We start from the raw sequence: 25,518 nt of genomic DNA on the forward strand, positions 1-25,518 counted from the left end.
TCTCATTCCAGCAGGTCACTTATATAGGCACTTATCTTATTTGGGCGGACAGAATACAGGAAAAACAATTACGTTCAAAAAAGATTCCGAATGGGCTCTAAGAGTGCATGTGTTACTCATCGCCTGTACAGATATCAGCCCTCTTATAAAAAACAGCATAAATCAATCATTGAAAATAGTGGATACTGCTTCAAGCTTGGCTGAAGCCGCCATCCATATATTCTATACATTAAAAAAACTATCGGTGGGGGAATGTTGACGTTTTTGAATACAAACCACATTAGCAACCAAATAACTTTAAAACGTCAGTGCTACCTGACTAGCATAATTATGTCCCAATTTATTGTATCTAATCATTGTTGTTCTGGAATGTTAATATTGGCAACACATTTTACCTAAGTAATGAAACTACATCAAAACCTTCGGCTTGTAGCGCAGGCAGCCGTACCCGTCTCAACATCATGGGCGCCCTCAATTCGCAACGGATTGAAGAAACCATTATTTGTGAATATCCGACGATTAATGCGAAAAATGTTGTCCTGTTTTTCGGTGCAATCTGGGAAACTTACCCGCTTTCACAAAAAATTCAGAAGTGAGGAGTAGATGCATCTGGTTGTCATTATCGACTTGCATTCAAGGAAACTTATTGGTAGTCGATAGGTGATTGTATGACTGGCACAATAAGGAAAAAACGGATGAATGACTGAAAAATCCTCATCCGTTCTTATCAGTTAGTTAGCCAGATATTTCTCGATACTATTTTGAATGCCTGCCGCATCCAGCCCTAAATCAGCATGAAGCTCTTGTTGCGTTCCTTGTGGAATAAAGTCATCGGGTAAACCCAGATTCAATACGGGAACAGGTAACTTTTCCTGCATCAGCAGTTCGTTAACACCACTACCTGCACCGCCCATGATGGCATTTTCTTCCAAAGTCACCAGCAGCTCGTGGCTGGCTGCCATTTCCAGCACCAGCTCTTTGTCCAGCGGTTTGACAAAACGCATATCTACAACAGTTGCATTCAGGGTTTCAGCCGCTTGCAACGCATAGGATAATAATGTGCCAAAGTTAAGGATCGCAATGCGCTCTCCCTGACGGCGGATTACGCCCTTGCCGATTGGCAATGTTTCCAGCGGAGTGAGTTCAGCGCCTGTCCCTGTACCGCGAGGATAACGAACAGCAGCAGGGCCTGCTTGATAATGATATCCGGTATGCAGCATCTGGCGGCATTCGTTTTCATCGCTGGGTGCCATGATCACCATATTCGGGATGCAGCGCAGGAAAGAAAGATCAAAAGCGCCTTGATGGGTTTGACCATCAGCACCAACAATGCCACCACGGTCGATGGCAAACAAGACAGGCAAGTTTTGGATGGCGACATCGTGGATCACTTGATCATAAGCGCGTTGCAGGAAGGTGGAGTAAATGGCGACGATAGGTTTGTAGCCGCCAATAGCCAAACCAGCGGCAAAGGTGACGGAATGTTGCTCGGCAATCGCAACATCAAAATATTGTTCAGGATATTCGCGGGAGAAACGCACCATACCGGAACCTTCGCGCATGGCTGGGGTGATCGCCATCAGTTTTTTATCATGGGCGGCTTGTTCACACAGCCAGTCACCGAAGATCTTGGAAAATGTCGGGCGAGTCTCTACACTTTTGGGCAAAGAACCCGTCGAGGGATCGAATTTGGGGACGGCATGCCAACTGATAGGATCTTTTTCCGCTGGTGCATAACCACGACCTTTTTTAGTCATGATATGCAGGAATTGTGGCCCTTTCAGTTCACGCATGTTTTTCAAAGTCTGGGTTAGTGCCAGTACGTCATGACCATCAACAGGCCCGATATAGTTGAACCCAAGCTCTTCGAACAGCGTTCCAGGAACAACCATGCCTTTCAAATGCTCTTCCGTTTTTTTCAATAGCTCTTTGATAGGAGGCAGGTTGGAGAAAACTTTTTTACCACCTTCACGCAGGGTTGTATACAGCTTGCCTGACAGGATCTGTGCCAGATGGTTATTCAATGCTCCCACGTTTTCAGAGATAGACATTTCGTTGTCATTGAGAATAACCAGCATGTCGGGATCGATATCGCCGGCATGGTTCATGGCCTCAAAAGCCATGCCCGCAGTAATGGCTCCATCCCCAATAACGCATACTGTCTTGCGGCCTTTGCCTTCGTGTTTGGCAGCAATAGCCATACCTAAGCCAGCACTAATTGATGTGGATGAGTGGCCGACGCACAAGGTGTCATACTCACTTTCTTCCCGCCAGGGGAAGGGATGAAGGCCATTTTTTTGGCGAATGGTATCAATGCGATCACGACGTCCAGTTAAAATTTTGTGCGGGTAGGCTTGATGACCAACATCCCAGACTAAATTGTCAAAAGGGGTTTTATAAACATAGTGGAGTGCGACGGTTAATTCGATAGCGCCAAGGCCGGAAGCAAAGTGACCACTGGAGCGGCTGACACTGTTCAGCAAAAATTGACGCAGTTCATCGCATAACTTTGGCAAGGTTTCTTTGGGTAGCAGGCGAAGCTCCTCTGGAGTTTCTGCCAATGCCAATGTTGGATATTTCGCTATATCAATGCTCATGCTATGCCTGTGTAAAATGCTATATCCGTTAGAAGTTGAATATTAAGAACCCTGTTATTATCAGTGTGTAATTTCTGGGTTCACCCCGTAAGGCGCTTTACCGGTTTTTTAGCTGTTTCTCTCAATAATAAAACCAGCCAATTCCTTTAAGGTTGTGGTGTCATATGACCGTTTTTCCAGCTCTGTAAGGGCGGCTAGCGCTTCTTCATACAGATCTCTGGCTTTTTGTTGGGCTTGTTCTAAACCCAATAATGCAGGGTAAGTATTTTTGCCGAGTTGCTGATCGTTGCCCTGACGTTTGCCGATAACTTCAGTATTGCCAATGATATCCAGAATATCGTCATGTACCTGAAATGCCAGGCCGATGGCTTGGGCATATTGTTCCAGCAAAGGCAGTACTTCACGGCCACGTTGTCCTGCACTATAAGCTGCTAATCGAACGGCTGAGCGTATTAGTGCACCTGTTTTATGTCGATGGATCTGTTCCAGCGAAGCAAGATCGATCTGTTTACCTTCTGCTTCCAAATCCAGTGACTGCCCACCACACATGCCGGCAAAGCCACTGGCGCTTGCCAGTTCAGCGATCATAGCAAGGCGATCGGATAAGGTCACATTGGGCATGTCCTGTTTTGCCAGAATCTCAAAGGCCAGTGATTGTAATGCATCACCAGCTAAAATAGCCTGACTTTCACCAAATTTGATATGACAGGTGGGCTGCCCACGACGTAAATCGTCGTTATCCATTGCGGGTAAATCATCGTGGATCAATGAATAGGCATGAATACATTCTATCGCTATGGCTGCGGCATCCAGACTCTTTTTAGAGAGGCCAAACATTTCTCCCACGCTGTAAACTAAAAATGGACGTAGCCGTTTTCCACCCAGTACTGCACCATATTGCATTGCTGTACCTAATGGACTGTTTAAAAAGGGCAATGAAGAAAATATTGCCATCAGTTTGTCATTAATGTGTTGCTGACAAGCGCGCAGTCTTTTTTCAAAAGATTGCTCTTCAAGAGGAGCCTTATATTGTTCAGACATAAATTTACTCAGCATCGGACGAAAATTCATCAAGAGACGATTGTGCATCATGGTTCAGTAAAATTTGCACTCGTTGCTCCGCTTGTTGAAGCGTTTTCTGTCCTTGTCTTGCAAGTTGAATACCACGTTCAAATTCATTCAACGCATCTTCTAATGGGAGTTCCCCGGATTCCAGCCGAATAACAATTTCCTCCAGCTCTTTAAGAGAGGTTTCGAATGCTGGCATTTGTTCGGTTGCTGATGTTTGATTTGCTTTAGGCATAATGACTTAACATATGGTTATTTAACGAATTACAGCAAAGCAAGTTCGTTACAGAATTGCAGAGTACCCTACTACACCAAGAAAAATAAATCATGTATTACCACTATTTTTTTATAGTCGGTTTTTGCAGTCGATTTTTTACAGGTGATAAGCCAGATGGTGTTATACTCTGCGCCCTATCCAACTGAACACTTAAGAACAATCATTGATGTTGTTGATGATAGTTCAACATTGAATGACTACTATATCTTACTATGAAGTTTATCATTAAATTATTCCCAGAAATTACGATTAAAAGCCAGACCGTCCGGTTACGCTTTATTAAAATTCTTGCCAGCAATATCCGCAATGTGTTGAAGACCTTCGGAGAAGGCATTGCTGTTGTTCGCCATTGGGATAATATCGAAGTTCGGGTTAAGGATGATAACCTTGGTGCGGAAATTTGTGATGCACTGACACGCATTCCAGGTATCCACCATATCCTGCAAGTAGAAGAGCGGGATTTTCGTGATCTGCATCATATCTTTGAGCAAGCCTACGAAACTTACGGCCATTTATTGCATGGTAAAACATTTTGTGTTCGCGCAAAGCGCCGTGGTAAACACAGTTTTACATCCAATGAAGTTGAACGCTATGTTGGTGGCGGATTGAATCAACATATTGAATCAGCCAAGGTGAAACTGACCAAGCCTGATGTCACCGTGAATCTGGAAATTGATCAGGATAAGCTGATTCTGGTTAAAGCCCGTCATGAAGGAATTGGCGGGTTTCCTATCGGTACGCAGGAAGATGTACTGTCATTGATTTCCGGTGGATTTGATTCCGGTGTTTCCAGTTATATGCTGATGCGTCGTGGCTGCCGTGTGCACTACTGTTTCTTTAATCTTGGTGGCGCAGCCCATGAAATTGGCGTAAAGCAGGTTGCCCATTATTTGTGGAACAGGTTTGGTAGTTCGCATAAAGTCCGTTTCGTTGCTGTCAATTTTGAACCTGTTGTGGCTGAAATTCTGGAAAAAGTTGACGACGGGCAAATGGGAGTTGTGCTGAAAAGGATGATGGTCAGGGCAGCTTCCAAAGTTGCAGAGCGCTATGGTGTACAGGCGATCGTAACCGGTGAGGCTCTGGGGCAGGTGTCCAGCCAGACCTTGACTAATTTAAGGTTGATTGACAATGTTTCAGATACGTTGATCCTCCGTCCCCTGATTTCCCATGATAAAGAGCACATTATTAAGCTGGCCCGTGAGATTGGCACCGAAGATTTTGCCCGCACTATGCCGGAATTTTGTGGGGTGATATCAAAAAGCCCGACAGTGAAAGCCGTGAAAGCCAAAATTGAAGCAGAGGAAAACAATTTTGACTTTGAGATCTTAGAACGCGTGGTTAGTGAAGCTCAGAATCTGGATATCCGCCAAATTGCGGAGCAATCCAGTGAGCAAGTGGTGGAAGTGGAAATGGTATCTGCACTTTCTCCTAATGATGTGTTATTGGATATCCGTTCCCCTGATGAACAGGATAATCGTCCGTTAAGTATAGAGGGTATTGAAATTCAGTCATTGCCTTTCTATAAACTAGGCACCCAGTTTGGTGATCTACCGAAAGAAAAAACATATCTGCTTTATTGTGAGCGTGGTGTGATGAGCCGCTTACAGGCACTTTATCTGCGTGAACAAGGCTTCGACAATGTGAAGGTGTATCGACCTTAATTTGTCCTTAAGGCACAAGGCTGCTTACGGAACCGATCCGATAAGCAGCCTATGTTGTACCTTCTTCCCTTTTATAGGGTGAGATGATTACTGGATGTTTTGGTAATTATTAATGCCAGGTGGTAAAACGAGTTGGGCGGCAACTTCTGCGGCTTTTTCTTTTCCTTTCAACAATTCAATCAGTTTCAAGGCGAAGTCAAAAGCAGTGGCAGGCCCTTGGCTGGTCAGTAAGTTAACCCTTTCGTCAAAATAAACCCGTTTATCAATCCATTTTTCTGGTGCAATTTTATCCTGCATACTGGGATAGCCAGTCATATTTCCGACAGGAAAAAGTTGATGATATTCCAATACGATCGCCGGAGAAGCACAGATTGCCGCAATGATTTTTCCCTGGCTTTGTGCGGTTCGAATTTTTTCTACTACCAGTAAGCTGTCACGAAAACATTCTGCGCCTTTTATGCCTCCCGGCAGGATAATGGCATCAAAATCTTCGTCAACGACATTAACCAAGGGGACATCAGCAACGATTTTGACGCCGCGTGAGCAGGTTAATGTGAGGGAACCATCGGTTTCCGTACTGGCTACGGTAACATTAATTCCTGCCCTAACGAGTAAATCAATCGTCGTGACAGCCTCGGTTTCTTCACTACCGTGGGCGAGACAAATAAGGGCTGAGGCGCTCATATTCTTCCTCCTTGCGTTTAATGTAATGATAAACAGCAGTATTTTCTGCAATTGACAAACCGTGAACACGGGCTCGACGCATTAAAAAACCGGTAATGTAGTCTATTTCTGTATGTCGCTGTGCCCGTATATCTTGCAGCATGGATGAGTAATTTTCAGAGGTTTGCTCAATCACGTTCATGACGTAATCAATCAATGTTTGTTTGGTTGTATGGATACTGTCATGTTCCATCACTTGGCAAATTTCGCCACACAATGCCTGAATTTGTGTCTGGTGATGCCGTAAATCACCATTTTTGCAGTCATAGATGACGGTGAGGGGATTAATGACACAGTTGACGGCAAGTTTCATCCAACTGATAGCATGTATTTCATTGTGCCATGCTACATCGGGCAGGGCACTGTGTAAAATATCGGCCAGATTGCTGAGTTTGGTGGCATTGGCTGTTATGGCGCCAATGTGAGTCATCCCTTGTGACTTATAGTGCACAATACCATTTTTTCGATAGGCGCCATGCGTAGTTACGCCAAGTAAAATGGGGTTGGGTAGAGACCTGAATTCTTCTTGGGTTCCCATTCCATTATGCAATAACAGGATTGGACAATGGGAGGGAAGTTTGTCAGCAAGGTAATTGACCGCGTCAGAAACTTGCCACGCTTTTAAACAAACGAGGAGTAACTTACTTTCAGTAAGGTGTTTTTCGTCGTTGGCAAGAAATTGTTGATTAAAAGCTTGGCCATTAAAGTTTTCGATCTGGACGGAAATAATAGGCTGTGGAACCCTTAGCCATCCCTGAACACTATGATTTTGTTGGGATAGGGCGGCAAGCCATAGTTTACCGATAGCGCCACAACCAAGAACGGTTATTTTCATATTTCTTCCTGATCTGAAAATAGGGTAGTTGCAAAAAGATCGCTGAACTTCCCGAGTATAGAGCTTTTGCCAATAATGGAAAGCGGTTATCATGCCGATTTATTGATTATCTGGAGGTGACGGGTAATGCCATCATTTGATATTGTTTCTGAAGTTGATATGCAAGAAGTGCGAAATGCAGTAGAGAACGCACAGCGGGAGTTAAGTAACCGTTGGGATTTTCGTAACGTTCCCGCGAGTTTTGAATTAAACGAAAAGAATGAATCGATCAAAATTGCCAGTGAATCTGATTTTCAGGTGAACCAACTCGTCGATATTCTACGTGAAAAGTTTGCTAAACGTGGAATTGATGGTTCTGTAATCAATATTCCTGAAAATATGGTTCATAGCGGAAAAACGTATAGTGTAGAAGCGACTTTACTGCAAGGTATCGATACGCCGTTAGCGAAAAAGCTTGTGAAGCTGATTAAAGACAGTAAGCTGAAAGTACAGGCTCAAATTCAGGGTGAGCAAGTGCGGGTAACTGGTAAGGCACGCGACGATTTGCAAAGTGTTATTGCATTGGTTCGTGGTGCAGAATTGGGGCAGCCATTCCAGTTTACTAATTTCCGCGATTAATTTTTGTCATTATCCTAATAGCGAATAATTAATCATAGTACGGTGTTTGGTAACACCGTACTTGTTATAAATACCCAAGCTATTTATGGGATAATACAAGCTGTTCTAACTGATCACGATTGGTTAGTTTCGTATCAACTTTGATATACGCACTAAATTCTTCTGGTGCGATGACAACATCTTTTACGCCGGCTTGCGCCAATATCTTTTTCTCCAATATCTCAGAGTTGTTTAGCTGTTCTGGCAAGATGAGCCTGATACTACTGACATAGGGTGGTTGCCGTAAGGTCAGACTGACAATAAACCAGAATGCGGTCAGCGCGATGCCAGCCATAAAGACGAGCGATGCGCCTTGCCATTCGTAAAGCATTCCTCCAAGAAAACCACCCAAAGCAACGCCAAGGAATTGGCTGGTAGAGTAAACCCCCATGGCAGTGCCTTTGTAACCCGCAGGTGCTTCTTTGCTAATCAGTGAAGGCAAGATAGCTTCCATGATATTAAATGCAAGGAAGAAAATCTGAATGCCTGCAAAGATCCCCCAAAGATGCGATCCCTGAGACCATAAAACGGCTTCAGCGATGAATAGCATACCTATACACAGCAAAAATACCTGTTTCATGCGACGTTTTGTTTCTGCGTAGATAATGAAAGGCAGAACGGCGACAAAAGAGATAAGGGTAGTAATTAAATATACTTTCCAGTGTTGTTGTGGGGGAAAGCCTGCCTTTTCCATAATAAGGGGAAGGGCGACAAAGCTCGACATCAATAAGGTATGCAGGCAGAGAATACCAAAATTCAGTTTTATCAGTTGCGGATCTGAAAGTACACGTTTGAAGCTGCCGCGTGCGATACCTGATTCGCGATTTAGCAAATGTTTGTGTGTATTTGGTACGGCAAACAGTGTGATCAGGATCGCGCAACCAGCAAGGATTGCAATTGCCCCAAATAGACCATTTAAACCGATTTGGTGGGTAATAATAGGGCCGGCAACAATCGCAAAGGCAAATGTAATGCCAAAGCTAATGCCAATAAATGCCATTGCTTTTGTTCGATTCTGCTCACGAGTCAGGTCTGAAAGTAATGCCATGATAGCGGCGGATATTGCCCCTGTGCCTTGCAAGGCTCGCCCGATAATAATTCCCCAAATAGAGTCGCTTAAAGCGGCAATAACACTGCCTAATGCAAAAATGAGAAGCCCGCCGATGATTAAAGGTTTCCTGCCAATTTTATCTGAAAGAAGCCCAAATGGGATCTGGAATATTGCCTGTGTTAAGCCGTAGATGCCAATGGCAATTCCAATAAGCGCTTCAGTCGCATCACGTAACGCTAAACCATAGGTCGTCAGAACAGGCAGAACCATGAACATGCCTAACATGCGCAGGGAGAAAACAGAACCTAAACCCCATGTTGCCCGAAGTTCAAGCGGAGTCATTTTATTATCGTTCATGGATACCTCAAAAAATCTGGTATGACATTTCAATTAGGTGAGAGCAAACGAAAAAGAAGCGCTTGTAACCGAATAAGTTGTCATTGAATAGAGATAAAAGAAAGGAAAAAGATGGCAGGTTTTACCCTGCCATCTAAATATTACCAGACGTAAGTCAACAGGTTTTCTGGAGATGCTGTTGAATCTACAGACATCATGACGCTTAATGACATGATAGCGACGATAGAAAACAGAAATAACTTACGGGCCCAAATACGGTCATCAGAGGTTTTATAACCTGATAATGCCATACCCAACCACCAGATGCTCACTGCGGCAGCTACGATAAGGTATTTATAACCTGCATAACCACTGATGGTCAGCATCAAAGTGGCAACCATAAAGGCTAGAATATACAAAGTGATGTGGTTTTTCGCGACGGAAATACCTTTAATCACAGGTAATACTGGGATGTTGGCCGCTTGATAATCTTTGAACCGAAAAATAGCAATGGCGTAAGAGTGGGGCATTTGCCACAAACTGAAGATCAGTAATAAGATCAACGCGCCTGTATCGAAATGCCCTGTTACTGCACAGTAACCAATCACGGGAGGTGCTGCGCCTGACAGGCTACCAACCAGCGTGCCATAAACAGATTTTCTTTTCATGTAGAGGCTATAAACCCCAACATAAACGATAAACCCGATGAGAGCTAACTGCATTGCTAAGACATTGGCTGCTACATAGAGCAGCACTATGCCAGCAATACCTAACACTGAGGCGTAAATCAGGCTGATTTTCGGATCGATAAGCCCTTTCACAAGGACCCTTTCTTTCGTTCTTTCCATAATTCGGTCAATATCGCGGTCGATATAGTTGTTGAATACACAACCTGATGCTACCACCAGCGATACCCCGACCATCGTTGCAAAGAACAAGGGGTAATCTATTACGCCCTTGGAAGCGAGTAGAAAACCACCAATCGCAGAAATTAGGTTTCCGAAAATAATTCCTGGTTTGGTCACTTGCAGGTATTGCTTAATCATTCAAATCAACCCTTAATCAACCATCATATTGATGTTCAGGTTGTACATAATCCACAGGGAGCCAACAACAACGATAGCGATGACCACTAATGTGAAGATTAAGGCAACGAGGTTCCAACGCTCTTCAGACGATGTATTCATGTGCAGGAAGCAGATGAAATGAACAAAGATCTGAATAACAGCCATAGCGACTACTGTCACCAGAATGGTGCTGTGTGAAGCCGTGCCATCCATCACCATCCAGAATGGGATCACGGTCAGTATGACTGACAGAACAAAACCAATCAGATAGGTTTTGAAGCTACCGTGGCTTGCGCCGGAATGAGAAGTATTTGGATGACTCATTACATAGCCCCCATCAGATAAACGACAGTAAATACACAGATCCAGACAACGTCAAGGAAGTGCCAGAACAAGCTCAGGCAGTTCAGACGCATACGGTTCACATCAGTCAGGCCACGGCGTGAAACCTGAATCATCAGGATGACGATCCAAATCAGGCCTAAGGTGACGTGCAGACCATGAGTGGCAACCAGTGCGAAGAAGGCAGACAGGAACGCACTACGGTCAGGACCAAATCCTTCAGAGATCAGTTTATGGAATTCATATAATTCCATTGAAACGAAGCCAAGGCCAAACAGGAAGGTAATGAATAGCCACAAATTAACCTGAGCAACTTTACCTTTGTTCATGCACAGCATGGCGAAACCGTAGGTGATACTACTAAATAGCAGCAAAAAGGTTTCTACCAATACAAATGGCAGTTCAAAAATATCCTTACCAGATGGGCCACCCGCAGTGCCGTTAACTAACACTGCGTAGGTAGCGAACAGACTTGCAAACAGAATCAAGTCACTCATCAGGTAGACCCAGAAGCCAAATACCTTGTTGGCTCCCGTATCGTGGTGCCCATGAGTATCATGGGCGGCTGTGTTGTTAAGGGTTTGAGTCGACATTATTTCACACCTGCCTTTCTCAGATCTTCATAACGCTGATTTTCAACTTTCTCGACTTCAGCTACAGGAACGTAATAATCAACGTCTTCGTCAAAGCTTTTCACGATGCAACTAATGATGATGCCAGCGAAGCTTGCAATAGCCATCCACCAGATATGCCAGATCAAAGCAAAGCCTAAGGTCAGACAGAAAGCACTGATGATCACACCTGCACCGGTATTTTTAGGCATATGAATTTCTTCATATTTCGTCGGACGCTTATATTCAGTGCCTTTTTCTTTCATATCCCACCATGCATCACGAGTCTGAATGTGTGGAACTTCGGCATAGTTATAGAATGGTGGGGGAGATGAAGTTGACCATTCCAGAGTACGGCCACCCCATGGATCACCTGTCAGATCACGGTTTTGGTTACGGTCACGGATACTGACGTAGAACTGGATAACCTGACACAGAATACCCAAGGCGATTAGGACCACACCGCCTGCTGCAACAACCAGCATAGGGTGGAATTCTGGGTTGATATCCTGACTCAGACGACGAGTCATACCCATGAAGCCCAGCGCGTACAGCGGCATAAAGGCAATGAAGAAACCCGTGATCCAGAACCAGAATGCACGGACACCCCATTTTTCATTCAGCGTGAAGCCAAATGCTTTCGGGAACCAGTAAGTAGTACCAGCGAAACAGCCGAATACCACACCACCGATGATAACGTTATGGAAGTGAGCAATCAGGAACAGGCTGTTATGCAGAACGAAGTTTGCACCTGGTACTGCCAGCAGAACACCCGTCATACCACCAATGGAGAAGGTAACCAAGAAGCCAACAGTCCACAGCATTGGGGTTTTGAATTCAATACGCCCACGGTACATAGTGAACAGCCAGTTGAAGATCTTAACCCCTGTTGGGATGGAGATAATCATCGTGGCGATACCAAAGAAGGCATTGACGTTCGCCCCAGAACCCATGGTAAAGAAGTGGTGTAACCATACAATGAACGACAGGATGGTAATAACGATTGTCGCCCACACCAGTGAGGTATAACCAAACAGGCGTTTTTTCGAGAAGGTTGCAGTGACTTCGGAGAAAATACCGAAGACAGGTAGAACCAGAATGTAAACTTCAGGATGGCCCCAAGCCCAGATCAGGTTGATGTACATCATCATGTTGCCACCCATATCGTTGGTAAAGAAATGGGTGCCCAGATAACGATCCAGGGTTAGCAACGCGACGGTTACTGTCAGGATTGGGAACGCAGCAATAATAAGGATGTTGGTGCACAGTGAAGCCCAAGTGAAAACTGGCATTTTCATCATAGACATACCTGGTGCACGCATGCGCAGGATGGTCACGAAGAAGTTAACACCCGTCAGTAATGTACCGACACCAGAGAGCTGAAGACTCCATATCCAGTAGTCAACACCGACTCCTGGGTTATACTCCAGACCAGATAGAGGCGGATATGCCAACCAACCGGTTTGTGCAAACTCACCCACTCCCAGAGAGATGTTGATCAGTGCAACACCGACAACAAATAACCAGAAGCTCAAAGAGTTCAGGAATGGGAATGCAACGTCGCGAGCACCGATTTGCAGAGGAACAACAATGTTCATCAGGCCGACAACGAAAGGCATTGCCATAAAGAAGATCATGATAACGCCGTGAGCGGTAAAGATCTGATCATAATGGTGCGGGGGCAGGAAACCGGCTTCACCAGCAGAAGCTAGGGCTTGCTGTCCACGCATCATGATGGCGTCAGCGAAACCACGGAGCATCATCACCATGGCAACGACGATGTACATGACACCAATTTTCTTATGGTCAACGCTGGTTAACCATTCACTCCAAAGCCATTTCCATTTACGGAAATAAGTCAAGGAACCAACAACTACCAGTCCCCCAAGCAAGATCCCAAGTAATGTCACCACAATAATGGGTTCATGTAATGGGACCGCATCCAGTGTTAATTTTCCCCACATGCCTTTATTCCTCAACACCTGAATGAGCCGGCTGACTCATATTCATATTATGATCCGCAGCTTTACCATGTTCTGTTTTGCCGTGACCAGACATACCAAACATACCGGCATGGCCCATATCACCCATGAATTTGTCAATAGTCTCTTGGAACAGTTTTGGTTTCACGCTTGAGAAGTATTCAACTGGATTGTTTTGGCTAGGTTTAGCCAAGTCATTGAATGCTTGTACGGTATCCAGGGTTTTCGGTGATGCTTTCACTTTCTGCACCCATTCTTCAAAACCTGCACGATCATCAGTCGCTGTTGCAGTGAATTTCATGCCTGAGAAGCCATGACCACTATAACTTGCTGAGAATCCATCGTATTTACCCTCTGAGTTAGCAATCAGGTGCAATTTTGTCTGCATGCCCGCCATTGCATAAATCTGACCACCCAACTGTGGGATGAAGAAAGAGTTCATCACAGAGTCTGAAGTGATTTTGAAGTTAATTGGAACATCTTTAGGGAATACAATTTCGTTTACTGTTGCGATACCCTGTTCCGGATAGATGAACAGCCATTTCCAGTCAAGGGAAATAACTTCAATCGTCACCGGTTTTACATCACTGTCTAATGGCTTATATGGATCGAGTGCATGTGTCGTTTTCCATGTAATCGTCGCCAAGGTGATGATAATCAGGATAGGCACAGTCCAAACGACAAGCTCAATTTTATTTGAGTGTGCCCAGTTTGGACGGTAAGTTGCAGATTTATTGGCTTCCCGGTAACGCAAGGCAAAAATGACTGCCATTACAATAGCCGGTATAACAACGATCAGCATCAAACCAAACGCTGTCAGTATCAGCGTTTTTTGTTCGACGCCGATCGCCCCTTTGGGATTCATCAATACCATATCACAACCACTTAGCATTAAGGTGGCTGCAAGTAATGACGATAACCCAATAGTTTTTTTGTATTTCATAAGTCTCATTGAGCGACCCCAGATAACAAAAGCTTTATTGTCGTTTCATCAGTGCGGGCATTCTACGGTAAGGTTACCGGAGTGTAAACAATTGTAATAGAAGCGGGTTGGCTTGTGGGCTTTTTATGTTAGAGGGATCACATGTGATTCTAAATTTAACAAAACGTTAATTTTGGTTGGTTATCTTAAACAAAAAATAAAAATAGACAATTAATTTCAAATAACCATCTGTTTTATAAGGGAAAAAATTAATGGGAATTAAAGAAAAAATCCTAAAATATGCTTTGTTATCGATGGAATAACTATTATTTATCGGTTTCAATGAGCAGCACCAGGCTGCTCACCGATTAAACCAGTTATTAGAAGTTATATTTTATACTGTAAACAATACCATCCTGCAAGAAATCTTCTCCCAGTTTGTTATCTGCATAACGGTATTGAACTCCAGTTGTAAAAGAAGGATGTGGAGTCCACCATAATGCAATAGCGCCATTCATGCCTTTACGCCCACCGTTGCCGTAGCGCTCATTGCGGTTCAATTCAATTTCATTCCAGTTTGTAACACTGAATTTTTGTTCCCAAAGATTGAAATCGTACCCTGCAACCCAACCTACGACATAACCGTTATTGCCTGAATAGAACGTTTGATCAACATAATGTAGCGCGACAAAAGGCTTGAACCACAGGCCAGCAATATCAGCATTATAGCCTAATCCATAGAGTGTATTAACTTCATGGAAGTTGCCACCATTTGCTTTGCCTGGTAATGAATAAGTTCCATAAACATGGCCATAAAGGTTGAAACCCGTATCACCCAGATAGAAACGGCCTGTTGTCTTGAAAGTATAACGTTGGTTATCACCCGGTTGGGCTGTTTTACTGTTAAAAGGATTCTCTAAGTCAGCGAAACCATAGAGTTCGCCCCAGCTAAACCCTGCCCCACCTTCCAGTTCTAAATAAGCAAAATCATCCTTATGTGAGGTTTGTCCGGTTTTATGAGTGGTATGTTTGCTCCAGTCTAGGTAATTCATGCTGACATTGCCAAATCCCCACTGGTATTCCGCGCTGGCTGAAGCAGAAACTAAGGCGGCGGCAACTGCGGTGAGTGTCAAAATACGTCTTTTCATAAATTCCCTTTATATGGTTTTAAGGTGGTTAACGATATTTCGAATAGTTCGAAATAATATGCATTCAAATAATAATATTTGTTAGTTCAAATATAAATAATTTCACTTTGAAAAAAATGTTTTTTAAGCCACCCAATTGTAGGTTTTTACTCTTCTTGTGAAGTTTGTCACTATATAAATCAGATAAGCCAGCAGTATAAACTAGTAACAGAAGGCTGAACTTTGTCAGCCTTCTGCTGTAGGCAGGTGTGAAAAAGGCGTTGAATGGGAATAATAAATTAAGCGAGCCTACTTTTCTTTAAAGCCAAATAATCTAATATTCCACCTAAAAGAAATCCCAAGGTGCCAATGATTACACTCCAGGATAACAGTAGAGATATCCACTCACCGACTTCATGCAGATATAATCTATATTCTGGCGATATAGTGTACACCAGAGATACTAAATGAGTGATGATAAACAGTACGCTACTGATAATTAACCAAACTATGAATATCAGGGCGGCTAATATCATGATCCCAAAGGCAAATTTATAAGCGTTCTTAAATAGTGTCCGAGGCAAAAAGTCATCATTTTGCTGGGTATAAGCCAGTGTTTTACGGCAGACAAACAACAACACAAGCCCCGGTAATCCAATAACAACAGAAAATAGATAGAACATTGGCCAGCCATAGGCTTCTGCAAACCATCCTGCTACTGGGCCAACATAAACTCGGCCAACTGCGGATAATGCAGAAAGCAACGCGAACTGTGTTGCTGAAAATGATTTATTACATAAGGTCATTAAAAGAGCAACAAAAGCCGCTGTTCCCATGCCGCCACAGATATTTTCCAGAAAAATCGCCGTCCCCATCAGGTAGATGTCTTTAGGGGTAATGGCCAGTATCCAATAACCGAAATTTGAAACAGTTTGAAGAATGCCAAAGATCATCAGGGCACGGAACAAGCTAAGCCGATGCATCAAATAACCGCCGTACAATGCGCCGACAATAGTTGCAGCGAGTCCGAGGGTTTTATTGATCATACCGACTTCAGCCGGACTGAAACCAACACCACGAATAAGGAAAGGTGTGCTGAGTGAGAGAGCAAAAGCATCTGTTAGTTTGTACAGTACAATCAATAGCAGGATAAGCCAGGCATTGTTGCGGCTGAAAAAATCAAACAATGGTTCGAATACTGCCTGATGCAGTGTTTTGGGTGGTGCTGTATTGATTTCGGGTTCTTTGGCTGTAAGTGTGGCATAAACCCCAATTAACATCAGTCCAGCCATAACCCAATACATATTTTGCCAGCCAATATAGGTGGCGAGTAACAAGGCTAATCCACCCGAAACCAGCATAGCTAGCCGATAACCCAATACGGAAATGGCGGCACCTGATCCTCGTTCTTCCTGTGATAATAAGTCGGTCTTATAGGCATCAAAGATAATATCTTGGGAAGCTGAGAAGAATGCAACAGTAACAGCCAATGCCGCAAGCCACCATAAATGCTGGGAAGGTTGCAGGAACCCCATTGCTGCAATACTGGCGATCAATAAAAGTTGAGTAGCGAGCATCCACCCCCGTCGGCGTCCTAAAAAGGAGGGAGTATATCGATCCATTGCGGGTGCCCAGAGAAACTTAAAAACATAGGCTTGGCCAACCAAAGTGAAAAAACCGATAGTTCGGATATCGACGTTTTCGACAGTCATCCATGCTTGTAACGTTCCAGCCGTGAGGGCAAGAGGCAGGCCTGAGGCAAAGCCCAGTAATAGAAGGGCTCGATAGTTGCGTAATGCAGATAGGTTTAAATAACGGTGGTTAGTCATGGGCCTCCCAAAACTTTCTGCATATTATCTAATGTTGCCAGAATTAGGCAGAAAGTTTATTCGTTGTCCTGTTAGTGGACGTTTTGTTTGATAAAGGTGCTGATTGATGCATCCTGAGCCATGTCTGCGATCACATCAGATAAGACAGTATTTACTGCATCAGCAATTTTGGCGTTTGTTGCTGTCAATGGTCCCTGAGCATTGTAGCTGGTACGATAATTTTTGATTTGTTTACTACCATTTTGAGCATAAGCAATGATAGAGATTTCAGCTTTGGCTGAAATTTCATGACGAAGACTACCTTCTTTCACATTGGCATAGAGTTGATTGACAACGATCTGCAAATTGGCATTGGCGGGAGAACCAATCATATAGCCGCGAGCTACCATTTGTTTTTCCAGTGCTTCTTGCAGTAAGAAACGTAAATCACGGGAAGGAACCAAGGTGACTAATCGCGCATTACGATTAATTTGAGCCAAGGCTTGAGATTGACGATGGTCGACCCCACTAATAGTGACGGTAATCGCTTTCATGGTTGGATCGGCTGGTGGCAAGGTAATTTTGGGTTGAATGGCTAATGTGTTGCCTGAGTCTGCACAGCCAGATAACCCAGATAAAAAGAAAAGCGTAATCAATGGAATAAATATTTTCTTTAGCATTTAGGTTTTCTCAATTTAAGATTCGGATACTCAATATTAATACGGGTAGTTTAAACCGCTGTAATCATAGCATCGCCATTGGTAGTGGCATATCCCTGATGATTGCAACATGGTTTGAAATATCATGGGAAATACCTGATGTAAATTCTGTTAGAGATATTTGGTTACCCTGATGTTATAACTCACGGGAAATAATCTAGAATCAATAATGCGGTTAATAAATAACCTTTGGTGATTTAGGAGAATGGGATGGTTCGTCAAGAAATAGAAACAAAGTTACAGGCGGCATTTAAGCCTTCTCATCTGGAAGTGATCGATGAAAGTTATCGTCACAATGTGCCAGCGGGTTCTGAAAGCCATTTTAAAATTATTATCATAAGCAATGAATTTGTTGAACAAAGAATGCTCAGCCGCCACCGCTCAGTATATAGCGTATTGGCTAAAGAATTAGAGGAAGGTGTACATGCTTTGGCACTACATACTTATACGGAAAAGGAGTGGGCAGAACTAGCAGACACTGTTTTGGCTTCTCCGGCGTGTCGCGGTGGAAGTACAACGACATCAAACTTGTGATTTTTCAAGCTAATCTCATAGTTTGCTTGTCTCTACTTTATTAATCTAGATTTAATTTTAGCTAACAGCCTTCGGGCTGTATTTTTGTTTATATACATATTGCATAAACAGTATCGTCATAAACAATATTGTGACGTAGTCATTGAGCAACGTTTATCACATAAGTCAACGAATAGTGCATGCTTTTGTCTGCAATTCTCGACTCACACTGTCTGCGCCGCTATAATGCTGCGTCTAAATTTTTAGAATGGTTTCGGGACGCTTCTGATCACAGGGATTCTCGGTTTTTAAATGCGACCGCCCCGGTTCTTAAAGAGTACTGCAATCAGCTTGTTTTAAGCCTTGCAGCCATTCTGAAGTTGACCGAGCACTATGATTTTTTTGAGGTAACAAGATGCAAGTTTCTGTTGAAACCACTCAAGGCCTTGGGCGTCGTGTGTCAATCACCGTTCCTGCTGCCGATATCGAAAAAGCAGTTGACAGTGAACTGGTTAATGTAGCAAAGAAAGTCCGTATCGATGGCTTTCGTAAGGGTAAAGTGCCAATGAAGATCGTTAAGCAACGTTATGGCGCTTCTGTTCTTCAGGATGTTCTGGGTGATTTGATGCAGCGCAATTTCATTAATGCGATCATTGAGCAGAAAATCAATCCAGCAGGTGCACCAAGCTACAAACCTGAACAGTTTAAAGAAGGTGAAGATTTCACTTATGCAGTTGAATTTGAAGTTTATCCAGAAATTGAACTGAAAGGTTTGGAAGAAATCGCAGTTGAAAAACCTGTTGTTGAAGTAAAAGATGCAGACGTTGACAACATGCTGGATACACTGCGTAAACAGCAGGCAGATTGGAAAGAAATCGATGAAGCAGCGGCTGCGGAAGATCGTGTAACTATTGATTTCAATGGTTCCATTGATGGTGAAGAATTCGAAGGCGGTAAATCAACTGATTTCGTTCTGGCAATGGGCCAGGGCCGTATGATCCCAGGTTTTGAAGACGGTATCGTTGGTCACAAAGCAGGTGAAGAATTTACTATCGAGGTGACTTTCCCAGAAGATTACCATGCAGAAAATCTGAAAGGTAAAGCGGCGAAATTCGAGATCAACTTGAAAAAAGTTGAACAGCGTGAACTGCCAGAACTGACTGAAGAGTTCATCAAGCGTTTTGGTATTGCTGATGGTACGGTTGAAGGTTTGCGTACCGAAGTTCGTAAGAACATGGAACGTGAACTGAAAAATGCTGTTCGTAACAACATCAAAACTCAGGTTCTGAACGGTCTGGTTGAGGCTAACGAAGTTGAAGTTCCTGTGGCTGTTATTGATAGTGAAATTGATGTACTGCGTCGTCAGGCTGCCCAGCGTTTTGGCGGCAGCGAAAAACAAGCTCTGGAACTGCCACGTGAATTGTTCGAAGAGCAGGCTAAACGCCGCGTTGTTGTTGGCTTGCTGTTAGGCGAAGTTATCAGCTGCAATGAGCTGAAAGTCGAAGAAGATCGCGTTACTGCGTTGATCGAAGAGATGGCTGCAGCTTATGAAGATCCGAAAGAAGTTGTTGAATACTACAGCAAAAATAAAGAAATGATGAACAACATTCGCAACATTGCTCTGGAAGAGCAAGCTGTTGAACTTGTTCTGAGCAAAGCGAAAGTTTCTGAAAAAGAAACTGGCTTCAATGAACTTATGAATCAAAATCAATTGGCATAAGTTTCATTTATTGATTGCCTGAGATGATGAAACCTCACTCTCAATGAAGTGAACCTAAGTAAACCCGCAGGCTATGCTTGCGGGTTTTTTTATTGTTCTTGAAAAAAACAGATTTATCCTCATATCCTTTCTTACTATTATGTAAGAGCTTACTACTTTTTAGAGGGGAAAAAGCCCCTTGTTAGTTAACTTTGGATCATGGTCATCATCGCTTATCTCAAGTAGAATCAGTTATGAATGGCACCAGCGTGAGTTCTATTAGGAGACGGAAATGTCATACAGTGGCAAGCAAGATCAATATGCACCTAACATGTCTTTGGTGCCGATGGTGGTTGAACAAACAGCACGTGGTGAGCGTGCATTTGATATCTTCTCCCGCTTGTTAAAGGATCGTATTATTTTTTTAACTGGGCCTGTTGAAGATCATATGGCGAACTTGATCGTTGCCCAAATGCTATTCTTGGAAGCAGAAAACCCAGAAAAAGATATTCATTTGTATATCAACTCACCCGGTGGGGTTATTACGGCAGGCATGTCTATTTATGACACGATGCAGTTTATCAAACCAGATGTGAGTACTATTTGTATGGGGCAGGCCTGTTCAATGGGAGCATTCCTGCTGACCGCTGGAGCAAAAGGGAAGCGTTTCTGTCTGCCAAATTCCAGAGTCATGATTCACCAGCCATTAGGTGGTTTTCAAGGGCAGGCGACTGACATAGAGATCCATGCGCAGGAAATACTCAAGGTTAAAGCGCGCATGAACGAATTGATGGCGCAACATACTGGACAGCCCCTTGAGAAGATCGTTAAAGATACAGAACGCGATCGTTTCTTGTCAGCCGAAGAGTCCGTAGAATACGGGTTGGTTGATAGTATATTCACCCAGCGCAGCTAATTATTAATAATTACTTTATTACTCCGATGCTGGCCTTTTCTCTAAGTTTGATGTTGACGCCAATCTAGGCGGAGTAATAGCGTTTTTTCTGTTATGCCGGACAAACTGGGATAACAGTTCATAAAGTGAGGTTGACTGATGACAGATAAGCGCAAAGACGGTTCAGGAAAGCTGCTGTATTGCTCTTTCTGCGGGAAAAGCCAACATGAAGTACGGAAATTAATAGCCGGCCCGTCAGTGTATATCTGCGATGAATGTGTCGATTTGTGTAACGATATCATTCGCGAAGAAATTAAAGAACTGGTACCACATCGTGAGCGGAGTGCATTGCCTACCCCTCATGAAATTCGACAACATCTGGATGATTATGTTATCGGCCAGGAAACAGCGAAAAAAGTGTTAGCAGTTGCGGTTTATAACCATTACAAGAGATTGCGTAATGGTGACTCCACTAACGGTGTGGAACTCGGCAAAAGTAATATTCTGTTGATTGGCCCGACAGGTAGCGGTAAAACGTTGTTGGCAGAGACATTAGCTCGCTATTTAGACGTTCCGTTTACTATGGCTGACGCCACGACATTAACCGAAGCGGGTTATGTTGGGGAAGATGTAGAAAATATTATCCAAAAACTTCTGCAAAAATGTGACTACGATGTGCAGAAAGCACAACGTGGTATCGTGTATATTGATGAAATAGATAAAATTTCCCGTAAGTCTGATAACCCATCAATTACTCGCGATGTATCGGGAGAAGGGGTCCAGCAGGCTCTGTTGAAACTGATTGAAGGTACAATGGCAGCGGTTCCTCCTCAAGGTGGTCGTAAGCATCCACAGCAGGAATTCTTGCAAGTTGATACTTCCAAAATTCTGTTTATCTGTGGCGGGGCGTTTGCCGGCTTGGATAAAGTTGTCAGCCAGCGTTTGAATGTCAGTTCAGGTATTGGTTTTAGTGCTACAGTTAGGGGGGAATCAGAGAAAGCAACAGAAGGTGAATTGCTGTCTCAGGTTGAACCAGAAGATTTAATTAAATTTGGGTTAATTCCTGAATTCATTGGTCGTCTGCCAGTAGTGGCAACACTGACTGAACTTAATGAAGAAGCATTGATCCAGATCCTGCAGGAACCGAAAAATGCACTGACCAAACAGTATCAGGCCCTGTTTAACCTTGAGGGTGTTGAACTGGAGTTCAGAAAAGAAGCATTGACTGCCATAGCGAAAAAAGCAATGGCGCGTAAAACGGGTGCCCGTGGTCTTCGTTCAATTGTTGAGGGTGTTTTACTGGATACAATGTACGATCTACCATCGATGGAACATGTAGAGAAAGTTGTTGTTGATGAAACTGTTGTTGAAGATAATTCCGCACCATTATTGATATATAGCAAGCCGGATGCCCAAGTTTCTGGTGAGTGAAGAAATGGGTAGGAAGTACCGATTAACAATACGCATTGCAAAAAACAAATGAAATGAGGGACTTTCCCTCATTTTGTTTTTTACAGTCATAGGCTATTGAATGTCAGATTCCTGTCCCCATATATTTTATATTCTTTGAAGTGAAACTCGTGAAAACCGTGTTTCACGAGATTCCTATAAAACTGGCGAAAGCTAAACGAAGAGAGAGCTCTATGAATCCTGAGCGTTCCGAACGCATAGAAATCCCTGTATTGCCTTTGCGCGATGTAGTGGTTTACCCACATATGGTGATCCCTCTGTTTGTTGGGCGTGAGAAGTCGATTCATTGCCTGGAAGCAGCAATGGAGCATGACAAACAAGTCATGTTGGTCGCGCAAAAAGAAGCATCCACTGATGAGCCTGGAGTCAATGATCTTTTCTCCGTAGGCACAGTGGCTTCTGTTTTACAGATGTTAAAGTTGCCAGATGGTACAGTAAAAGTTCTGGTTGAAGGCTTGCAGCGTGCTCGCATTACCACCTTGACGGATAATGGCGAGTATTTCTATGCACAAGTTGAACACCTTGAATCCCCTGACGTTGATGAACGTGAGCAAGAAGTTCTGGTAAGAACAGTAATTAACCAGTTTGAAGGTTACGTCAAACTGAATAAAAAGATCCCACCAGAAGTACTGACATCGTTACACAGTATTGAAGATGCGGCAAAACTGGCAGATACCATCGCTGCACATATGCCCTTGAAAATCAACGACAAGCAGACAGTTTTAGAAATGTCTAATGTTGTTGAGCGCATTGAATATCTAATAGCAATGATGGAATCAGAAATCGATCTGTTGCAGGTAGAAAAACGTATCCGTAATCGCGTTAAAAAACAGATGGAAAAAAGCCAGCGCGAGTACTACCTGAATGAGCAAATGAAAGCGATTCAGAAAGAATTGGGTGAGATGGATGATGCACCTGATGAATATGAGACGCTGAAACGCAAGATCGAAGACGCGAAAATGCCGAAAGAGGCACGCGAAAAAGCCGAAGCTGAATTGCAGAAATTAAAAATGATGTCTCCGATGTCGGCTGAAGCAACGGTTGTTCGTAGTTACATTGACTGGATGGTGCAAGTTCCTTGGGTTTCACGTAGCAAGGTAAAAAAAGATTTAGTAAAAGCTCAGGAAGTGCTGGATACAGATCATTATGGTTTGGAGCGAGTCAAAGAACGTATTCTTGAATATCTTGCGGTACAGAGCCGCGTTAGCAAGCTTAAGGGGCCAATACTTTGTTTGGTAGGGCCTCCTGGTGTGGGCAAAACCTCATTGGGCCGTTCTATCGCACGTGCAACTGGGCGTAAATATGTGCGTATGGCATTGGGTGGCGTACGCGATGAAGCAGAGATCCGTGGTCATCGTCGAACCTATATTGGCTCCATGCCTGGCAAATTAATCCAGAAAATGTCCAAGGTAGGGGTTAAAAATCCACTGTTTTTGTTGGATGAAATCGACAAAATGTCATCCGACATGCGTGGTGACCCAGCTTCAGCACTGTTAGAAGTGCTTGATCCTGAACAAAACGTAGCATTTAACGATCATTACCTTGAAGTTGATTACGATCTCTCCGATGTCATGTTCGTGGCAACATCTAACTCCATGAATATTCCTGCTCCATTGCTGGATCGTATGGAGGTCATTCGCCTATCGGGCTATACCGAAGATGAAAAACTGAATATTGCCAAACGTCATCTGCTGCCAAAACAGATCGAGCGTAACGCACTGAAGAAAGAAGAATTAACTATCGATGATGGTGCAATTATTGGCATTATCCGTTACTACACTCGTGAGGCTGGCGTTCGTAGTTTGGAGCGTGAAATCTCTAAATTGTGTCGTAAGGCGGTCAAAGCATTGTTGATGGATAAGAAACTTAAGCACATCGAAATTAATGCGGATAACTTGAAAGATTATCTGGGTGTACAGAAAGTGGATTATGGCCGTGCTGATACAGAAAATCGAGTTGGTCAGGTAACTGGTCTGGCGTGGACAGAAGTTGGTGGTGATTTGCTGACGATTGAAACAGCCAGTGTACCAGGTAAAGGTAAATTGACTTATACCGGTTCATTGGGTGAAGTGATGCAGGAATCCATCCAGGCGGCATTGACAGTTGTTCGTGCTCGTGCTGATAAGCTAGGTATCAGCTCTGATTTCCATGAGAAACGTGATATTCATGTTCATGTACCGGAAGGAGCGACCCCAAAAGATGGCCCAAGTGCGGGTATTGCAATGTGTACAGCGTTGGTTTCTTGTCTGACGGGTAATCCAGTTCGTGCTGACGTAGCCATGACAGGGGAAATTACTCTGCGGGGTTTAGTTCTGCCTATTGGTGGCCTGAAAGAGAAACTGTTGGCAGCACATCGTGGGGGAATTAAAACGGTTTTGATCCCAGATGACAATAAACGAGATTTAGAAGAAATCCCACAGAATGTGATCCAAGATTTGGAGATCCATCCCGTTAAGCGTATAGAAGATGTTTTATCTATAGCTTTACAGGAACCCACATTTGGCGCAGAAGTAGTATCACTAAAATAGTACAAAAATAGTGAGCTAATTCAAGAATTGTGTATAAAATTCAGGTTGGTGAGCAAATTCAGGCTTGCCAGCCTTTTTTTGTGTCATTAAGTTAAACTAGTCTAATTATCTGATTAAATTTTTTGCCGTTCCATGATTTCTTGCTAATACTGGAAAAGGATTGATATGACAGTAGAACTGTCGTGTTATCCGTTGTAAGTCGGTTTCCGTTACGATAGTAATACTAAAATGGGGATGATAAGAGTGAATAAGTCACAACTGATCGACAAAATTGCTGCTGATGCCAATATTTCTAAGGCAGTAGCGGGACGTGTAGTAGATGCATTCATTTCTTCCGTATCTGGTGCATTGAAAAACGGTGATGATGTCGCTTTAGTGGGGTTCGGTACGTTTACTGTACGTGAACGTGCTGCGCGTACAGGACGCAACCCCCAGACAGGCAAGGAAATCAAGATCGCAGCAGCAAAAGTACCTGCTTTCCGAGCTGGAAAGGGTTTAAAAGACGCTGTTAATGGCTAATGAGCAGGAAACAGGCCTTGGTTTTTGTTATTGCAATAAACTTCAACTGACTGGGTCGTGTTGATAGGCTAGAATATAAGCGCATCAATTGATTGGTGCGCTTTTTTTCTC

At 43.5% G+C, this 25,518-nt stretch carries 22 protein-coding genes and 1 pseudogene; 9 read left to right on the forward strand and 14 right to left on the reverse strand.

The genetic code is table 11. The features are described 5' to 3' along the window. A pseudogene (locus Xentx_RS19330) lies at window positions 1-259 on the forward strand (hypothetical protein); the annotation flags it as partial. A gap of 472 nt (window positions 260-731) precedes the next feature. Here Xentx_RS19330 and dxs read toward each other — a convergent pair. The 3 genes from dxs to xseB all read right to left on the reverse strand — a co-directional run bounded on the left by dxs (window position 732) and on the right by xseB (window position 3,900). After that, complete coding sequence (dxs, locus tag Xentx_RS05495) at window positions 732-2,597, reverse strand: 1-deoxy-D-xylulose-5-phosphate synthase (RefSeq protein WP_074019278.1); 1,866 nt, start codon at window positions 2,595-2,597, stop codon at window positions 732-734. Between the two features lie 108 nt (window positions 2,598-2,705). Next, window positions 2,706-3,638 (reverse strand): (2E,6E)-farnesyl diphosphate synthase, encoded by a 933-nt coding sequence (ispA, locus tag Xentx_RS05500; RefSeq protein ID WP_074019408.1) that lies wholly within the window; start codon window positions 3,636-3,638, stop codon window positions 2,706-2,708. A gap of 4 nt (window positions 3,639-3,642) precedes the next feature. Then, window positions 3,643-3,900, reverse strand: a complete 258-nt coding sequence (gene xseB, locus Xentx_RS05505) for an exodeoxyribonuclease VII small subunit (protein ID WP_074019279.1) — start codon at window positions 3,898-3,900, stop codon at window positions 3,643-3,645. A gap of 254 nt (window positions 3,901-4,154) precedes the next feature. On the opposite strand from xseB, the gene thiI reads away from it, so the two are divergent. Beyond that, a complete protein-coding gene (thiI, locus tag Xentx_RS05510) occupies window positions 4,155-5,603 on the forward strand; it encodes a tRNA uracil 4-sulfurtransferase ThiI (RefSeq protein ID WP_074019280.1) in 1,449 nt (482 codons plus the stop codon). A gap of 87 nt (window positions 5,604-5,690) precedes the next feature. Here the strand turns inward: thiI and yajL are convergent, their stop codons facing one another. Both yajL and panE read right to left on the reverse strand, forming a co-directional pair. After that, window positions 5,691-6,287, reverse strand: coding sequence for a protein deglycase YajL (gene yajL / locus Xentx_RS05515; RefSeq protein WP_074019281.1), 597 nt, complete (start codon window positions 6,285-6,287; stop codon window positions 5,691-5,693). Continuing rightward, window positions 6,250-7,161, reverse strand: a complete 912-nt coding sequence (panE, locus tag Xentx_RS05520) for a 2-dehydropantoate 2-reductase (protein ID WP_074019282.1) — start codon at window positions 7,159-7,161, stop codon at window positions 6,250-6,252. Before panE ends, yajL begins: the two co-directional genes overlap by 38 nt. Window positions 7,162-7,287: 126 nt before the next feature. Between panE and Xentx_RS05525 the strand changes: the two genes are divergently transcribed. Next, complete coding sequence (locus Xentx_RS05525; protein WP_074019283.1) at window positions 7,288-7,779, forward strand: YajQ family cyclic di-GMP-binding protein; 492 nt, start codon at window positions 7,288-7,290, stop codon at window positions 7,777-7,779. A gap of 79 nt (window positions 7,780-7,858) precedes the next feature. Here Xentx_RS05525 and Xentx_RS05530 read toward each other — a convergent pair whose 3' ends face one another. The 9 genes from Xentx_RS05530 to Xentx_RS05570 all read right to left on the reverse strand — a co-directional run bounded on the left by Xentx_RS05530 (window position 7,859) and on the right by Xentx_RS05570 (window position 17,744). Continuing rightward, a complete protein-coding gene (locus Xentx_RS05530) occupies window positions 7,859-9,226 on the reverse strand; it encodes an MFS transporter (RefSeq protein ID WP_074019284.1) in 1,368 nt (455 codons plus the stop codon). A 140-nt stretch (window positions 9,227-9,366) separates the two neighbouring features. Continuing rightward, the gene (gene cyoE, locus Xentx_RS05535; protein WP_074019285.1) at window positions 9,367-10,251 is read right to left on the reverse strand and encodes a heme o synthase; all 885 of its coding nucleotides are present in this window, start codon (window positions 10,249-10,251) and stop codon (window positions 9,367-9,369) included. A gap of 12 nt (window positions 10,252-10,263) precedes the next feature. Next, the gene (locus tag Xentx_RS05540; RefSeq protein ID WP_074019286.1) at window positions 10,264-10,596 is read right to left on the reverse strand and encodes a cytochrome o ubiquinol oxidase subunit IV; all 333 of its coding nucleotides are present in this window, start codon (window positions 10,594-10,596) and stop codon (window positions 10,264-10,266) included. Beyond that, a complete protein-coding gene (locus tag Xentx_RS05545) occupies window positions 10,596-11,207 on the reverse strand; it encodes a cytochrome o ubiquinol oxidase subunit III (protein ID WP_074019287.1) in 612 nt (203 codons plus the stop codon). Before Xentx_RS05545 ends, Xentx_RS05540 begins: the two co-directional genes overlap by 1 nt. Beyond that, on the reverse strand, window positions 11,207-13,189 hold the full coding sequence (cyoB, locus tag Xentx_RS05550; RefSeq protein ID WP_074019288.1) for a cytochrome o ubiquinol oxidase subunit I: 1,983 nt from the start codon (window positions 13,187-13,189) through the stop codon (window positions 11,207-11,209). The genes Xentx_RS05545 and cyoB overlap by 1 nt, the downstream gene beginning before the upstream one ends. Window positions 13,190-13,193: 4 nt before the next feature. Further along, complete coding sequence (gene cyoA / locus Xentx_RS05555; RefSeq protein ID WP_074019289.1) at window positions 13,194-14,159, reverse strand: cytochrome o ubiquinol oxidase subunit II; 966 nt, start codon at window positions 14,157-14,159, stop codon at window positions 13,194-13,196. A gap of 350 nt (window positions 14,160-14,509) precedes the next feature. Beyond that, window positions 14,510-15,277, reverse strand: a complete 768-nt coding sequence (locus Xentx_RS05560) for a nucleoside-specific channel-forming Tsx family protein (protein ID WP_074019290.1) — start codon at window positions 15,275-15,277, stop codon at window positions 14,510-14,512. Between the two features lie 278 nt (window positions 15,278-15,555). Further along, a complete protein-coding gene (gene ampG, locus Xentx_RS05565; RefSeq protein WP_074019291.1) occupies window positions 15,556-17,085 on the reverse strand; it encodes a muropeptide MFS transporter AmpG in 1,530 nt (509 codons plus the stop codon). 71 nt (window positions 17,086-17,156) lie between these two features. Further along, window positions 17,157-17,744, reverse strand: coding sequence for a lipoprotein (locus Xentx_RS05570; RefSeq protein WP_074019292.1), 588 nt, complete (start codon window positions 17,742-17,744; stop codon window positions 17,157-17,159). Between the two features lie 249 nt (window positions 17,745-17,993). Here Xentx_RS05570 and bolA point away from each other — a divergent pair, with 249 nt between their 5' ends. From bolA to hupB, 6 genes are all read left to right on the forward strand, one after another. Next, window positions 17,994-18,317 (forward strand): transcriptional regulator BolA, encoded by a 324-nt coding sequence (gene bolA, locus Xentx_RS05575; protein ID WP_074019293.1) that lies wholly within the window; start codon window positions 17,994-17,996, stop codon window positions 18,315-18,317. Between the two features lie 394 nt (window positions 18,318-18,711). Continuing rightward, window positions 18,712-20,016, forward strand: a complete 1,305-nt coding sequence (gene tig, locus Xentx_RS05580) for a trigger factor (RefSeq protein ID WP_074019294.1) — start codon at window positions 18,712-18,714, stop codon at window positions 20,014-20,016. 271 nt (window positions 20,017-20,287) lie between these two features. Further along, window positions 20,288-20,911 (forward strand): ATP-dependent Clp endopeptidase proteolytic subunit ClpP, encoded by a 624-nt coding sequence (gene clpP, locus Xentx_RS05585; protein WP_074019295.1) that lies wholly within the window; start codon window positions 20,288-20,290, stop codon window positions 20,909-20,911. 138 nt (window positions 20,912-21,049) lie between these two features. Continuing rightward, window positions 21,050-22,321, forward strand: a complete 1,272-nt coding sequence (gene clpX, locus Xentx_RS05590) for an ATP-dependent protease ATP-binding subunit ClpX (protein WP_074019296.1) — start codon at window positions 21,050-21,052, stop codon at window positions 22,319-22,321. 212 nt (window positions 22,322-22,533) lie between these two features. Continuing rightward, window positions 22,534-24,888: an endopeptidase La gene (gene lon, locus Xentx_RS05595; RefSeq protein ID WP_208607543.1), complete on the forward strand. Its 2,355-nt coding sequence runs from the start codon at window positions 22,534-22,536 to the stop codon at window positions 24,886-24,888. A gap of 243 nt (window positions 24,889-25,131) precedes the next feature. After that, window positions 25,132-25,407, forward strand: a complete 276-nt coding sequence (gene hupB, locus Xentx_RS05600) for a nucleoid-associated protein HU-beta (RefSeq protein WP_167366746.1) — start codon at window positions 25,132-25,134, stop codon at window positions 25,405-25,407. Window positions 25,408-25,518: the final 111 nt, after the last annotated feature.

Source organism: Xenorhabdus thuongxuanensis, from assembly GCF_001908095.1.
Taxonomy (GTDB): domain Bacteria; phylum Pseudomonadota; class Gammaproteobacteria; order Enterobacterales; family Enterobacteriaceae; genus Xenorhabdus; species Xenorhabdus thuongxuanensis.